General features: G+C 45.4%; 18 protein-coding genes. 10 read left to right on the top strand and 8 right to left on the bottom strand.

What is annotated here, in order from left to right:
- The first annotated feature begins 187 nt into the window (after positions 1 to 187).
- The 3 genes from MKY87_RS03920 to MKY87_RS03910 all read left to right on the top strand — a co-directional run bounded on the left by MKY87_RS03920 (position 188) and on the right by MKY87_RS03910 (position 3,377).
- The gene (locus tag MKY87_RS03920) at positions 188 to 958 is read left to right on the top strand and encodes an ABC transporter ATP-binding protein (RefSeq protein ID WP_340963039.1); all 771 of its coding nucleotides are present in this window, start codon (positions 188 to 190) and stop codon (positions 956 to 958) included.
- Positions 933 to 2,891 (top strand): ABC transporter permease, encoded by a 1,959-nt coding sequence (locus tag MKY87_RS03915; RefSeq protein ID WP_340963036.1) that lies wholly within the window; start codon positions 933 to 935, stop codon positions 2,889 to 2,891. Before MKY87_RS03920 ends, MKY87_RS03915 begins: the two co-directional genes overlap by 26 nt.
- Positions 2,892 to 3,032: 141 nt before the next feature.
- Positions 3,033 to 3,377, top strand: coding sequence for a cupin domain-containing protein (locus tag MKY87_RS03910; protein WP_340963033.1), 345 nt, complete (start codon positions 3,033 to 3,035; stop codon positions 3,375 to 3,377).
- Positions 3,378 to 3,605: 228 nt separating this feature from the next.
- Here the strand turns inward: MKY87_RS03910 and MKY87_RS03905 are convergent, their stop codons facing one another.
- The 6 genes from MKY87_RS03905 to MKY87_RS03880 form a co-directional block, all read right to left on the bottom strand.
- Positions 3,606 to 3,905, bottom strand: coding sequence for a metal-sulfur cluster assembly factor (locus tag MKY87_RS03905; protein WP_340967373.1), 300 nt, complete (start codon positions 3,903 to 3,905; stop codon positions 3,606 to 3,608).
- A 31-nt stretch (positions 3,906 to 3,936) separates the two neighbouring features.
- Positions 3,937 to 5,169 (bottom strand): hypothetical protein, encoded by a 1,233-nt coding sequence (locus MKY87_RS03900; RefSeq protein ID WP_340963031.1) that lies wholly within the window; start codon positions 5,167 to 5,169, stop codon positions 3,937 to 3,939.
- 13 nt (positions 5,170 to 5,182) lie between these two features.
- Complete coding sequence (locus MKY87_RS03895) at positions 5,183 to 5,788, bottom strand: DUF2249 domain-containing protein (protein WP_339783079.1); 606 nt, start codon at positions 5,786 to 5,788, stop codon at positions 5,183 to 5,185.
- Complete coding sequence (locus MKY87_RS03890; RefSeq protein WP_339783081.1) at positions 5,775 to 6,149, bottom strand: hypothetical protein; 375 nt, start codon at positions 6,147 to 6,149, stop codon at positions 5,775 to 5,777. Before MKY87_RS03890 ends, MKY87_RS03895 begins: the two co-directional genes overlap by 14 nt.
- A gap of 17 nt (positions 6,150 to 6,166) precedes the next feature.
- Complete coding sequence (locus MKY87_RS03885) at positions 6,167 to 6,400, bottom strand: DUF2249 domain-containing protein (RefSeq protein ID WP_091029052.1); 234 nt, start codon at positions 6,398 to 6,400, stop codon at positions 6,167 to 6,169.
- Between the two features lie 300 nt (positions 6,401 to 6,700).
- Positions 6,701 to 7,402 (bottom strand): Crp/Fnr family transcriptional regulator, encoded by a 702-nt coding sequence (locus tag MKY87_RS03880; protein ID WP_340963028.1) that lies wholly within the window; start codon positions 7,400 to 7,402, stop codon positions 6,701 to 6,703.
- A gap of 177 nt (positions 7,403 to 7,579) precedes the next feature.
- On the opposite strand from MKY87_RS03880, the gene MKY87_RS03875 reads away from it, so the two are divergent.
- Positions 7,580 to 8,302: a ZIP family metal transporter gene (locus MKY87_RS03875; RefSeq protein ID WP_340963025.1), complete on the top strand. Its 723-nt coding sequence runs from the start codon at positions 7,580 to 7,582 to the stop codon at positions 8,300 to 8,302.
- Positions 8,303 to 8,431: 129 nt separating this feature from the next.
- On the opposite strand, the gene MKY87_RS03870 is transcribed toward MKY87_RS03875, so the two are convergent.
- Complete coding sequence (locus MKY87_RS03870) at positions 8,432 to 9,133, bottom strand: Crp/Fnr family transcriptional regulator (protein ID WP_340963023.1); 702 nt, start codon at positions 9,131 to 9,133, stop codon at positions 8,432 to 8,434.
- Between the two features lie 56 nt (positions 9,134 to 9,189).
- Entirely contained in the window at positions 9,190 to 10,179 is a 990-nt protein-coding gene (locus tag MKY87_RS03865) for a multicopper oxidase domain-containing protein (RefSeq protein WP_340963021.1), read from the bottom strand.
- A 279-nt stretch (positions 10,180 to 10,458) separates the two neighbouring features.
- On the opposite strand from MKY87_RS03865, the gene MKY87_RS03860 reads away from it, so the two are divergent.
- The 6 genes from MKY87_RS03860 to MKY87_RS03835 are packed head-to-tail and all read left to right on the top strand — an operon-like array spanning position 10,459 to position 14,878.
- On the top strand, positions 10,459 to 11,067 hold the full coding sequence (locus tag MKY87_RS03860) for a hypothetical protein (protein ID WP_340963018.1): 609 nt from the start codon (positions 10,459 to 10,461) through the stop codon (positions 11,065 to 11,067).
- Positions 11,068 to 11,112: 45 nt separating this feature from the next.
- On the top strand, positions 11,113 to 11,763 hold the full coding sequence (locus MKY87_RS03855; protein ID WP_340963017.1) for a hypothetical protein: 651 nt from the start codon (positions 11,113 to 11,115) through the stop codon (positions 11,761 to 11,763).
- Positions 11,760 to 12,320, top strand: a complete 561-nt coding sequence (locus tag MKY87_RS03850) for a hypothetical protein (protein ID WP_339783093.1) — start codon at positions 11,760 to 11,762, stop codon at positions 12,318 to 12,320. The genes MKY87_RS03855 and MKY87_RS03850 overlap by 4 nt, the downstream gene beginning before the upstream one ends.
- 45 nt (positions 12,321 to 12,365) lie before the next feature.
- Entirely contained in the window at positions 12,366 to 13,100 is a 735-nt protein-coding gene (locus tag MKY87_RS03845) for an SMI1/KNR4 family protein (protein ID WP_339783095.1), read from the top strand.
- A gap of 21 nt (positions 13,101 to 13,121) precedes the next feature.
- A complete protein-coding gene (locus MKY87_RS03840) occupies positions 13,122 to 14,423 on the top strand; it encodes a hypothetical protein (protein WP_339783096.1) in 1,302 nt (433 codons plus the stop codon).
- A 32-nt stretch (positions 14,424 to 14,455) separates the two neighbouring features.
- Positions 14,456 to 14,878, top strand: coding sequence for a hypothetical protein (locus tag MKY87_RS03835; RefSeq protein ID WP_339783098.1), 423 nt, complete (start codon positions 14,456 to 14,458; stop codon positions 14,876 to 14,878).
- The last annotated feature ends 14 nt before the right edge of the window (positions 14,879 to 14,892 follow it).

Below are 14,892 nucleotides of genomic sequence, written 5' to 3'. Positions count from 1 at the left end.
AGCGCTTTGCCCATGGGCGAGGTGCTTTTTTTAATGCATAGGAGTGTGATAGAGGAGGCAGGGGAACAGAACCTTAAACGCGCTGTAAGGGAAGTTTAAGGTAATTCGATAGCACCGTTACGGGAGGTCCGTTAGGATAAGAATAGAATTAACGTATATAGAATGAAAGATTCGGAGGGGAATACACATGGAAATGTTACAAGTATCGGCACTGAGCAAAGTATATCAGGGTAAAGTGCAAACTCAAGCCCTTAGTGATATTCATCTGACAATTAAACAAGGTGAGTTTGTGGGCATTATGGGTCCGTCTGGCAGTGGCAAAACTACATTGTTAAACATGGTTTCCACCATTGATGAACCCAGCTCAGGCAAGGTTCTGATTAATGGCATGAATCCTTTTGATATGAAAAAGAAGGAACTTGCCATGTTCCGGCGTCGGGAACTCGGATTTGTCTTTCAGGATTTCAATCTGTTGGACACGCTGACGGTTGCTGAGAATATTGTACTCCCATTGACACTGGACAAGGTCAAACTGAAGGAGATGGAGAGCAGACTTCATCGTATTACAGCCAAGCTTGGGATTGATCACATTTTGGATAAACGAGTTTACGAAATCTCGGGCGGACAGCGACAACGAACAGCCATTGCGAGATCCATGATTAATATGCCTTCGATTGTTATGGCGGATGAACCAACCGGTGCCCTGGACTCTACGTCATCCCAAGCGGTCATGGAGTCCCTTGAACAGATTAACCAGCAGGAGAAAACGACCATTATGTTGGTCACACATGACCCGCTTGCGGCAAGTTATTGTAACCGCATCGTGTTCATCAAGGACGGAAAACTGGCAGCCGAGGTGCACCGCGGAGATAATCGACAGACGTTCTTCCAGCGGATCATTGATACTTTATCCTTCTGGGGAGGGAATTCACATGAGCTTTCCTCAGTTCGCGTTTAACAATATTCGCCGGAACGGGCGAGCGTATATTGCTTTTTTTCTAAGTAGTGTGTTTATGGTCATGATTTTCTTCGCTTATGCGGTGTTCATCTATCATCCGTATGTGAAAGAGTTGCCGATGGGAGACACAACTGCTACGGGGATGCAGGTGGCTTCGATCATTGTATATGTGTTTGCATTTTTCTTTGTCATGTATTCTATCAGTGCTTTTCTCAAATCACGGAACAAAGAGTTTGGTATTCTGACCATACTTGGTGCAGAGCCCGCACAGATTCGGAAATTGGTCATTTTGGAAAACATGTTGATCGGCTGCCTGTCCATTATTGCCGGTATCGGGGGAGGTATGTTGTTGTCCAAGCTGTTTCTGATGTTAACGACTCGTTTTATCGGGATGGACGATTTGCCCTTTTATTTTCCCGTGAAAGCGATTCTGATTACGATCGGGGCCTTTTTGATATTGTTTTTCTGCATTTCACTCTTCACATTACTCTTTATCGGGAACAAGCGGACGTTAGAGCTCTTGACGGGAACCAACAAACCTAAAAAAGAGCCCAAAGCTTCATGGTTCTTCTCACTTCTGGGTTTTGCATTACTTACAGTAGGTTTTGTGGTACTCCGTAGCGGGTTAAATGGCGGAACAATCATGCTTGCAGCAGTAACAGGGATAGCCGGGACGTATTTTTTCTATTCACAACTTTCCGTGCTCATCATCCGTTTATTGAAGCGTAATCGTAAAACGGTATGGCGTGGTACACGTCTGTTATGGATCTCAGAGATGAGTTACAAAATGAAGGATAATGCTCGCATGCTCTTTATGGTGACCGTGGTGATTGCAATTGCTTCGATGAGTGCAGTGGTGATTTTGTCACTGGATCAGGAGAATCGGGAGCAGTTTATCAATAATGATTTTGCAGTCCAATACAATGTATACACACCCTCGGATCAATTGGATATGAGCGCCGTTGATTCGAGACTTCAAGCCGCAGGCTTGGATTATCAGCAAGTGTATTTGGAGTACTTCTGGTCTGATGCGGATCTGAGTGCTGTCTCGGTCATGCCGCTCAGTCATTACAACCGATTCAATACAATCCTAGGAAAAAAGACATTCCAATTGGATTCAGACTCAGCATTGTTTGTAGATTCCCGTAATGTGAAGAATCAGGCTCAGATCGATCGCAACAGATTTCGCAATTATGCGGAAGGAGACACATTGACCTTGAATCTGGAAGCTGGCTCAATGCAAGCAACAGTTACAGCTACGGATGTTGAGACACGGTTTGCAACCTTGATCTATTCAACAGCTGTGGTTGTCCTCCCGGATGAGAAGTTTGAAGAGATCACACAACAGATCAAAGGATACAGGTTATCTGGCAAAGTTCTGTATCAGATTCCTGCCTGGGGTCATGCTGTACCTGACCGACACTCCTCGGAAGCCATGGTTAGCGATCAGATTCTGTCTTCCGCAGATACCATTCGAAGCGATAATGCTTCGGATGATAATTACTCCGGATATCTGAGCACTCGATATGGAGATTTTGAGAGATACAGACAAGGTACAGCACTCTTTACCTTTCTGGGCATATTTATCGGATTAATCTTCTCCATCTCTTCCGCAAGCTTTTTGTATTTCAGACTGCATACCGATCTTGAAGCGGATGGAAAGATGGTGCATTCTCTATCGAAAATGGGTCTCAGTTTCCAGGAGATGAAACGATCATCCACCGTTCAGATTGCCATCTTGTTCTTTTTACCGATCGGGGTAGCTATCATTGAAACTTTGGTCGTGGTTAAGCCATTTCTTATTGAATTCGGTATTACCAATTATACGATGCCGGTGTTGACTGTATTTGGTGCCTTTGTACTTGCACAGACGTTTTATTTCATCATTATACGTTCGAGATATATCGCTTCTCTGCGCAAAATGATGGTGTAACTATCTTAGAAACAAACGGTCATTAGGACCGACTCATGATTTGTTCATTGCCCGCATTTTCTTGATTCAGATCAAGGAAACGCGGGCTTTCTAGCGTTAAGATGAATGCATCAACAGATGATATTATCGAGGAGGACGATTATGATGAGTATCACGTCATTGCAAGAAGTCAAAACATTCAGTGAGGACCGGTTTACGAAACGGGTTTTATTCCAACAGGGTTGTGGAGTGACCTTTGTCCTTCATTTTCTGCCAGGGCAGCAGCTTCCCGTTCATAAACATCCGGGCACAGAGGTTATTTTACTGGTAGTCGAAGGCACAGGCACACTTATGCTGGATGGAAAAGAACAAGCGGTGAAACAAGAGGATGTGATCCATTGCGGCGGTGAGGTGGAGTTCGCATTCCATAATACAGGAGATCAGGAAGTTCGTTTGTTCGTGGTGTTAAATAAAGTGCCAGCAGCATCCTATGCAAAGGACATCTAACATCTAATATCAAGGAATCGATGTAATGATTCACTGATAGGCACTAATATAAGGGAAACTCTATTCTGGAGTTTCCTTATTTATTTTTATTCAAGAATATCTTGATCAAGAGTATGTTCCCATCGCAAAACAAAAAGCATACCTGGGTCTGAGAACATCAGATCTTAAGTATGCTTTTTCGTATTCCGGCAGCAATTTGTTCATTCATCCGGTCACTGTTCATTCTGCCTAGAAGTATCCCAACATTTCTTTGGCTTCATTCGACATCAGCTGTGGAGACCATTGTGGCTCCCAGACCACTTGAACATCAATATCGGTCTTATTTGTATTTTTCTGCAAAACCCATTTCACCGCACCAACAATTGTATCATGCAGCGGGCAACCTGGTGTAGTCAGCGTCATTCGTACATGAACCCGTTCAGACTCTTCCCTTACTTCATAGACCAGACCCAGGTCAACGATATTGACACCTAATTCAGGGTCATACACTTCCTTGAGACATTCCAGCAAATGCGTGGTTTGTTCCATCATGTTCACTCTCCAGTCCACCTTATTTATGTTAACGTCTGAATACCAGAGCAATATTTGTTATATAAACGATGGAGACAAGAGACAAGATCGTCCCTCCAACCATCATGACCTCAGCCAGATTAATCAGAATTCCACTGACAAGCAACAGGCTTCCAGCGACCATGGCGAGCATACCCCAATTGACATACTGTTCACTCAGCATACCTGCCATCAGTGGTGTTTCGGGTCTGCCTGCCTGCTTGCCATATTTGTGGGTCCACCATAGAAAAGGCACGATTTTGGAGGCATAACCAAGTATGTTGAGAGACACCCAGCCCCCGAGATATACCCATCCAGAAAGCAGAACAACACGTGGATGAAGCAGCAGTTCAGTCCCTTGCGAGGAATAGATCAGTAGGGCAACTGCATATACAGCAAACGCACGACTTACATAGACAGACCAGCGAATGCCCGGACCTGGGTTACTTTTGTGCCGTTTCTCCTGAATTTGCTCCAAGTGATACACATAGAAGAGAAGGGCGGCGGTTAGAAGTAAGAGCGCAAGCCAGAGCAATCCTCCCTTGATACCTGTCAGAAATGCGACAACGCCAGTAACTACAGCTGCATTCCACAGAACCAAGACCACTTTTTGCAGTCGAATGGAATACTCGTGGGACAAGTAGAACATCGGAAGCATTTTGTAACTGAATCCGGTAATCAACATGCCAAACCAGCCGAGTGTACCCATCCAGATATGTGCGCCGAATAAGCGTTCATGTAGACCGTTCCAATCACCAAAGGCAAAATTCAACCCCATCAGCATGCCGGACAACCCGGTTAACACAAGATAAAGACAGGCGCAGGCGGCGCTAATCGTCACAGGGTTCCATTGTGAAGCTCGGAAAAGGGTGACGGTCATGTTCCATCCGAACACTAGAATGCCCGAAAGGGCGAGTGTAGCAGAACCGGCAATCCAGGTGACATCTGCACGAATGAAGCCGTATAACATGCCCACGATTCCGATACTGAACAAGAAATAATGACAATAACCGAGAAACAGACTGTAGATATTGGATTGCAAAATAACATGTATCAACTGATAAACGGCACCCATGGCCAGCATGGTTGCCCACCCAAGCACAAACAGATGAGCATGAAACCAGCCTTCGGGACCTCTGAGTTCATCACCAAGCCAGCCTGTTAGCGAGAGCAGGGAGAATGCATGATACATTATAAATCCAAAGATGCCCGTGATAATAAAAAGAAACGGCAACCTGGACATGGCTTTTGCCTCCTTACCCTTTTTCAATTCTCACTTTGGCCGTACCATCGGCTTGATCCTCAACCGTGAAGGGGCAACCGAGGTTGTTCAACTCTTCAATCAGGAAGACTGGCACACGGTCATTATGAATCAGTACGACTTCCCCAGGTTTGCAACGTTCCAGTGCAGCAAGTGTTCGCATCATGGGTTGTGGCGGTTCCAATCCGCGATTGTCCAGTATCACGGTGGGCGCCTGTAGGGATTCAAAGTTTTCAATCGCAACAGCTTGCTCCTCCGGATGGCCTTTGCATGAAGCTGATTCTTCGTCTGAACCGGGCTCAGAATCGAATTCCGATCCAGATAAAACTATTGAAGATAATGCTTTGTCACCGGTTTTATTTTTTTTGTGCACAAACGTGGTAACCCAGTGATCTGAACCTTTTCGTTCCGATGTGCTGGAGTATCCTTTCATCTTGAGAATACCGAGCAGGGGCGTTGGTTTGAATGGAGCGTGTAGTACAAATACATCTTCATGCTGAAGGCCTTTGACCGTGTCCATGATCAGTTGAAACGGCTCCAACTTTTTACTCAGATGAGGACGCACATCCAATTCAACAATATGGACATCAGATGGAGACATGTGCGTTCACATCCGATCCTGCACTAGCTACATCCGCCTGTTGTACCAACTGTAGAGATGATTCATACAGGGCGGCCATTCCACCGTGCAGCGCATAAAAGAATGACTCCGGCGCATCGAGGGAGAAGGAAAGATAGGCTTTGGGGTCCATGCCGAGCACACGCTCAAAAAGTCTTGCACTGTCATAGGCGTAAAAACAGAAATGAGTATATTCGAATACAGGCATTTTTTCGTAAATGGTGATAATCTCTTGCGCATATTCCGCTTGCTCCCGCTGCGCCATTTGAACCATGGTTGTGGCGTCTTCCAGCCGTAGCGTGATGCGAAGTGTAGTATCGTCAATGATTTCAACGTGCGCCATAGCGGTTCAGCTCCAATCTATAATTTGCTGATTTTGACCTGGAAGGTTGTAGGGCCTTGCTCAATATACTCCCAGTTGAAGCCATCGGGATGTGTGGACTGGAACTGGAATCGAAGGGGTTTTGGATCGTGATCGTTAATGAGCAGCATGGATTCCTGTGGTTGCAACTGATCAAACGTTTCGAAAATAACTTTATGTTTCAAATGCGGTGGATACTCCGTGGCATTAATGGTTGCTGTGTATGTGTTCATGTGTCATTCCTCCAAATAGGGATAGTGTGGTGTTGCAATTTGATTATAGAAAACGTGAAGAGGGGTCTGTGTGAGCAGGGTCACACCTTTTTTAATGTCATAGACTCGCCTTATTTAAGTCAGAATCCTGAGTGGAAAGAGTGCCATAGGCAAGCCAAAGCTAACAATATCCTGATACGTATAATGCTAATTGTGCATGCGAAAGAGACCTTAACAACAATTACGGGCGTTAAGGTCTTTGTGCACACACAGTTTAATGTAATAGCGTGGGAGAAAACAATGTATCTGGGTGCAGGGTGGTCACGCATCCCTTTGTTGTTTCAAAGCTTGCAAATCATGAATAATGATTCGGCTGCGATCCACTTCTAGCAAATTTTCTTTTGTAAGCTGGTTTAAAAGCCGATTTGCTGTTTCCCTTGTTGTACCAATGGAATTGGCAAACTCCTGATGTGTCATGGGCAGGTTGATAATCACTTGGTCCCCATGTGTCTGTCCGTGCTGCTCTGCGAGCATAAGGAGGAAGGAAAGCACACGATTGCGTACATCCTGACCAGACAGCACCTGCAATTTATCCTGTAATTCTCTTATTTTATCACCGAGCACACGCATAATTTTGATCGCAATGGAGGGTGTACTCAGCATTAATCGTTCGAAAAGTCGGACAGGTATGGCTAGTAGTTCGGTAGGGGTAATGGCTTCTGCGGTAGCCGGGTAAGGGTGCGCGTTAAAAAAGCCGGTGTGTGGGAACATATCTCCTGTTTTGAGGAAAGAGACAATCTGTTCATGCCCGTTCTCATCGGTTTTATAGGCCTTTACTATGCCGGTACGGATGAAAAAAACAGCTTCTTTTTCGCTTCCTTCGCTGAAAATAACCGATTTCTTCTGAATGCTTCTGGAAATGGCGATATCTTCGACTTGCTTTAATTCCTCGGGGCTAAGGTCATGGAAGATGGGGAACTGTTGTAGAAACTCCACTGTTGTATCTTTGTTTACCCTACTCATGAGAATCTCTCCTCTCTGTGTTCATAGTTCTGAACGACGACATCATTGTATCATAGCGTGATTTTTGAACACATCAGGTGATATAGATCACCGTAAAGCCACATCACTGTTTTTGATTGCTCAACGAGGGTTAATGGAATGATAGAATATGATTAAACAAGAGAGGGGTCGGCCCGGATGTGGACTGCATTCATGTGGGGCGGCATCTCTGCCTCAGCGGTGGTTATTGGCGCACTCGCAGCCTTGTTTCTGAAGATACCCAAACGAGTCATTGGCTGGATCATGGCTTTTGGGACAGGAACATTAATTGGTGCAGCGACCTTTGAACTTCTCGGAGATGCGCTGAATGATGGAGGAATTATACCTACAGCCATTGGATTTACGGCGGGTGCCGTCGTGTATACCCTGTTTGACCTGCTCGTTTCTGCAAAGGGAGGAGCGGGGCGTAAACGTTCGGCAAAGTCGGGAGACTCGAATCAAAGCGGGCTTGGGATCTTTGCAGGCACGGTAATGGATGCTATCCCGGAATCTATCATGCTTGGAGCCAGCTTGCTGGCCGGAAACGGTGTCAGTGTGGTTCTGGTAGTATCGATCTTTGTCAGTAACATTCCTGAAGGTCTGTCCAGTACAGTTGGACTACAGGGCATGTACAGTCGTGGCAAAATCATATTAATGTGGCTGAGTGTAATGTTGATCTCCGCGCTTGCAGCACTGGGTGGATATCTGTTTCTGGAACAGCTTCCAGAGGAGATGGGTGCAGCGATTGGTGCATTTGCAGGTGGCGGAATCATTGCCATGATCTGCTCGACGATGATGCCGGAGGCATTTGAAGAAGGCGGACCTGTAGTGGGTTTGATTGCATCCATGGGATTGCTTGTGTCGCTGTTGCTCGATCTGTAGATGACAGAATAAGCTTCAAATCGCTGAGTTGAATTTATAAAAAAGAAGTATCCGAACAGAGTGGTTTCTGATCGGATACTTTTTTTGCCAAAACAGCTTCCTCAGCATTCGCAAGTTTTCTTACCTAATTCATTGGCTTCGGACAGGCGGTTCCATTCTTTCCCTGAGCTGTTCCAGTTGAAGAATAAGAATGCAGTTTCCTGTAACCTGAAGAAGTCCCTGAGTTTGCATCATGGTAAGTTTGCGACTAAGTGTTTCGGGTGTAATACCGAGTAACAGAGCCATATCTTTTTTGAAAACAGGCAAGCGAATCTCATGCTTTGCATGATTTCGGGTATGGAAATACAAAAGCAACTTGGCAATCTTCTGTTCCGTTGTCATCGCACTAAGCGAGCTGTTCCATTCATCGGTTTCACGGAGAAGATTGGAAATGGCAAGCAGGAAATGATAAGCAAGCTTTGGATCATGTTCAAGTAACTGGTCAAAGTCATGTTTGTTGATGGAGCAGATGGCCGAAGGCTCCAGAACTTCAGCGTTTGCAGCATGTGGTTTTTGGTGTAATAGGGAATCTTGTCCGAAGAAATCGCCGGGAAACAGAAACCGCATAATATGTTCCTTGCCACTTTCATTGTATTTGGATAACTTCACACATCCCTGATGAACCACGTAAAGCGTATCTGAGCGTTCGCCCTCCTGGACGACAACTTCACCTTTGTTATATTTGCGGGTATGCAAAAGGGAGGTCAGTAATGCAGTTTCGGATGGATCTAGATGCTGGAAAAGAGATACTTTGGAGAAACAGGCATCCTTCGCTTCGTGCGCACAGATCATCGTCAATCACCTCGAAATTGTTCAGAATGGGTATAACCGTTATCTATTGTCATGTCTCAGTGAGACATGGCAGTTCCACCATGATCAGTACCATCCTTGGTCACACGCAGAACAGCGGCAGCGCCTTTGGCTACATGGTTGAACTGATGCGTTACAATCGCATAATCACCTTCTTCGGTCACGGTGAACTCTACGACAGCTCCACCACTTGCGGGAAGCATAACCGTCTGTATTCCATACTGAATGTTGCGTGGATTCCCATCAGTATACACACGGTCCATAATGGTACCCACAACGTGGAAGGATGAGACTTCATTGGGGCCGGCATTACTGACATAGATCCGCACCGTATCTCCTACTTTGGCTAACAGGGGATGTTTTATTAATCCATAATCATTACCGTTAAATACGACATAATCCGGTTCCCCGTTCAAAAAAGCTTCATAATCATGTTCTTTGTACCATTCACTCTGAACAAGGGTATACTCACGATCAACCAAGTGATCGGAAGGGTATCCTGCCTTGGGTTCCACAATAATCATGCCGTACATCCCGTTTGCGATATGGGCAAGAACCGGTTTGGTTCCACAGTGATACATGAATACGCCGGGTGAGGAGGTGGGATAGGTGAACGTACCTTCCTCGCCTGGCATAACATCAATAAATTTGCTGCTGGGAGCAGCATGTACGGCGTGAAAATCCATGGAGTGAGACAGGCTGGAATCTTTATTTTTTAACGTGAACACCAAGGTATCTCCCTCGGTTACTCGTAGGACGGGTCCGGGAACGGTACCATTAAATGTCCAAGCATTGTAGATTACACCTTCGGAGATTTCAACATCTGTAACCTGGGCCGTCATTTCAATATATACCGTAGTACCTTCTCTGCGAATGATCGGGTCCACCGGGGGGTGACTGATCGCAGAGGAGGAGACTTCATCGTGGTGAACAGGTTTAACCGTATCGGTTGAACTACAGTGAGAGAGAGTTGCTGTGAATATAGCGAATACGAGTGACCATTTATATACATTCAGTAAGGAGAACATAGTTGCACAACCTTTACTCAAGTGATGTTTTTCACAATCTAAAAAGCAGGTTTTCTTTCATTTCAGTAGTTATTTAGTTATAGATTACGTTATTGAGGTGGAGACGGGTGTGATGAGGCACACACTTGGGTATGTCGTATTAGAGGCATTTCCAACAATCTGTCTTCAATTGTTGTGCTGAGGAACGGAGTTTCATATAATTTTAGAGAGATGGATTGGTAAATGTTGAGTATTTTGACGCGGGGTGTGTCGTAGTTTCAGAAGAAAGGTGGATACAGGATGAAACGTTTCGAAGATGAAGGTGCGTATAAGTATAGTTTCTATTCGGTTCTTCGACGGGGAGAGCGGATTGATGTGAAATGTCCCAAATGCAGTGGGCATGCTTCGATTGATCAACGGAATGGTCAACTGGGTTGGAAGTGTTACGAATGTTACGCTCAAGCTTTTGAAGAACCAGTATATCAATATAAAGCCAAGGGGAATTGCGCTGTATGTGAACGTTGGTTTAACGTGGAAGTCACAGACGGGAAGAAGACTTCTCACCGATCAACGCATGTGGAATGTCCGCATTGTGGTGCTGTTAATCAGGTTGAATTACATGCCAAATCGACATACGGAAGGTGTTTTTCCGAGATTCGTGCAGGGAAAGATCCTGTATTCGGGTTGGAGCTATACTTCCTGGATGAGTTCAGAGGAAAAATCATATGGGCTGTGAATCGGGAGCACCTAAATTATCTCATTGCTTATGTTTCCGCAGATCTGCGTGAGAAACCTGGAAATATGCCTTTAAGAACAGCTTCACATAGTATTCCGGCTTATATTAAAGATGCGAAGAACAGGGATGTGGTTGTGCGTACACTGTCGAAGCTTCAGCACAAGACTGGATGAGACTGAAAGCGAAGATGAAGCATTAAAGCTGCAAGGAGAGAAGACATGAAACTACGAGTTAAATTGGCTATTTTTGCAATCATTCTGGGTATGTTGATGATTCCAGCTTATTTTATTTTACAGACTTATGGTGTATTTCAAAAAGAGACAGTATTATCTGACTATGCTCTGGCCGTTGATGTTAATGGGAAGTCCTATGGGGCTTGGCCGCTGATTAACAGTTTTGCAGCGATGGACAAAGAGGAAGATAACCGTCAGTTTTATTACCGGATTGATATGAATCATATCCAATACCTGTTTAATCTGGCTTATAAGGAGTATGATGTGAAGCCAGGCGGGGACAATCCGTATCTGGCTGGTACTGTAAACTATCAACATACGGATCACAACTATGTGCAGACTGAAAGAAAGTATGAGAACGCCAATGATTTTGCAACGGTCTTAAATCTGTATGATCAGGATGGGCAGGTGATCTACACCTACGATAATACCGGCAAGGGAGATAAACAGCTGGTAGAATCCATCATTCATCAGGGAATGAGCCGTAATAGTGGCGGTAGTAGCGAAGCTGCCCGCGATCCGTATATCAATATTACGGCGTTATTTCGCGACAAGCTTAACATTGATGTGAAACTGACGGTGGATGAGGAACACAAAGTGGTTACCATTCGAATGAACAAATCGGAGGCGAGATGATGAATGCGTATGGTGTACAGCACGGACCTGCTTATCTGGAAGGATTAATTAGGAAGGAAGAGGACATTAAACCCGATGAAGTAGAGTGGAAAGGCAAACTTCAATCGAGTGACGGACATGATAAATTCCATATTTTTTATTATGGTGACTTGACGGAAGATGATCTGATTACCTGGCATGATTCGACACCGATTCTTGTATATGCGGAGCATACCGTCACGGGTGAACGCTACCTGCTCATTGATGCCGCCAAGCACGGATATGATGCCATGTTATGTGAGACTTATTCGCAAGAAGCACTACATGACAGACCACTTCGCCCTTATCTGGATGTTGAAGGAGAGGACATCTTTGAGGTAGAGTTGACGGCCTACTACAATGTGCCTTGGGATGATGAGTTTGGCGAAGATGTAGATGAGCATGGTACGTATGAACTGATTACGGGAGAGCGCATGGATTTTGATCAGGTCAAACGTGATGGATATGATGCCTTTGCCATTCGCATTCTGAATCGTAAAGGAGTATGGACTGAAATTGTGCAGGAAGAATTGGCTTAGATCCTGAAAACGAATGAACCAAACTGAGATGGGAGATGTCGAAAAATGTATATTGTATCCCGTGTACTTAAACCGGTTCCAGCAGAGGAACTGGATCACTTTGAACAACAGCACGCCATCTCGCTACCTTTGTCATACCGGACCTGGATTGAACAATACGGAGAGGGTACATACACGGGCTGGATGAATGTGCAGAGGCCGGACCCGGAAGTGTTGAAGCCTTTTGTGGAATATGATTTTTGGATACATACGGACGATTCGCCTATAAGTCAGCAGCAACTTGAGCAGTGCATCTCCATCGGCAGTTCTGTAGATGGAGATTTCCTTGCTGTTCATCCGGAAGTTGAGGGGCTGTTGTGGCTACCGCGTCATGATGAGAATATCACCTTATGGACATGCACGGAGACTGAATTTGGCGAAACGCTGGACCGGATCTATTGTGGGTATTACCATCAGGATAAACCAATAACGCCACTTTACTTTGAGCCGTGGAATGAGTTGCGGAAACATACGTTTTACCATTTTTCAGGAACAGAACAGGGAAGCTCCATGAAGGAACTCGCCGATATATGCAAAACAGAATTTAAGTGGGATGTTGTGTTGGAGAATGAGTACATGTGCAAGATGTTCATGGTGTCGATGGGAGGATATTTACGATTTAACTATGCAACTGGGAGAGAAGTTGCCCTTTTCTATGAAGAAAAGAATGGTGCGGAGGAGGCGACGGATAACGAAATCAGTTTGTTCTTGCAGGCACATCATTGTACGGCATATGAATAGAGGCAGAGTGGAGGGGAACAGATGAGTTGGTTAAAGGAAGACATCGCGGAACAATGGCGCAATGAAGGCAGGCGTTATGCAAGGGATGTCAATGCATTTGTACGGAAAGGCATGGAGGGAGAGCAACCAGATGAATCCGAGCTGAAGGAAGATGCCAGAAGCGGTATGAGTACTGAAGTATTCCATATGGTGAGACAGGCCAATCTCCACGGTGACTTGGAGATGCTACGACGTGAGCTGCCAGCAGCGACGTGGCCATTGAGCGAGGCATTTCAGGCTTCCATGCAGGCTGTCAAAGTTGTAGGTTATCTGAACGAGGAAACGGTTGTATGTCATACGGGGATTTTCACGGAGAATAGTCAGATATATACGATGGATCAGCAGGGGTGGCAGTTGATTTCTCCGTATACTTTTGCTGGTTGCTCATCAGACGGTTTGGACTATGCGCTTGCAGGACCGGATGGGATTCGTGTTATTCGTCATCCAGATCGCAGGTTGGAAGGACAGGAGATAGCGACATATCGATGGGAAGATATTCAAGCCCGGATACAGTCGGCATTACCTCGGATTGAATCACTTGCGGACTGTGAGCATCCCGAACGGACACTTGAAGGACTTATACCTATGGATGAAGGCAGAGCACTACTTATTCATTCAAGATACGGGATATATCTTGTAACGCAAGATCAGGTGACCTTGCTTCATCCCGATCTGGCAGAGATCGAAGAGTATGAGCTAGAGGATACACAGATAGATATGGGGCATGCAGCGGTATCTCGGGATGGTCGATGGATTGCATTTGGTAGCCAAGGGAGCAATCATATGGTGATGGACCGCCAGCTGAACAAAACATACTCTCTCTATCCAGAATCGAGCTACCCTCATTATGCGGCATTCACCAGTAATAACCAGACCGTCTGGTTTAACGCATGTCATTTCTATAACGGAGTCACGATACAGGTTCCGCTGGAATCAATCGCAGGTAACGAAACGAAGGAAGATTGGCCGGTCATGGATGAGAATGCACGAGTGTATGCAGCGGTTGAAATAGAGGCAGGCATGGTGCTTGGTGATGCATATGGTTATCTATATTGTGTAAATGGCGAGGGTAAGAAAGTATGGCGTCATTTTGTGGGAAGTACCATCTATTCTCTCACCGTATCGCCGGAACAGTCCAAACTTGCAGTTGGCACGTATGGTGGCATGCTGCATGTGCTCGATCTTCGTTCCAAAGAAATGGACGAGTACGGGATCGGTACAGGCACTCTTCGGGAGCTGGAGAGATATGTGTTGTGGCGTGGAGAAGAACCTCTGCGCTGGTAAGTTCGTATTTTGAACTAGTTAGGGGTGAAGGAATGGAACGTGAAGAGGCAGTAATGTTATTAAAATGTCATTCCTTTTCCTATGATGATCTGAGTCATCCCAAGATGGAGAACGGTTTTATTGGCAGTCTGCGGCCCTTTCGAGGACATTTAATTGAGGAGAATTTTCATGAGTTGATGGAGATACTGCGGGTTCTGGCACCAGAACTTGCACAGCCTTCACTGGATCGGGAAGTCATGGCATGTCTATGGGGAATTACTCATATGGCACGTGCCTGGGCCGTTGAACCTGAGGGTATGCTTCGCAGCAACAACCTCATCTCGGACGAACAGGTGGCGTTGATGGAACAATGGCTTAATTTGTTATCTTACGCAGTCATGATTCTGATTGAAGGTGGCGGAGAGGAAGAAGCGTTTTGGGAATATCATCAATATCTACAAGAAGAGAAGGGCTGAAATAGGGAGGTGTG

This window comes from Paenibacillus sp. FSL R7-0198, from assembly GCF_038000415.1.
Classification (GTDB): Bacteria; Bacillota; Bacilli; order Paenibacillales; family Paenibacillaceae; genus Paenibacillus.
Note: the sequence above shows the minus strand (reverse complement) of the source record. Positions and strands in the feature narration are given on the sequence as shown.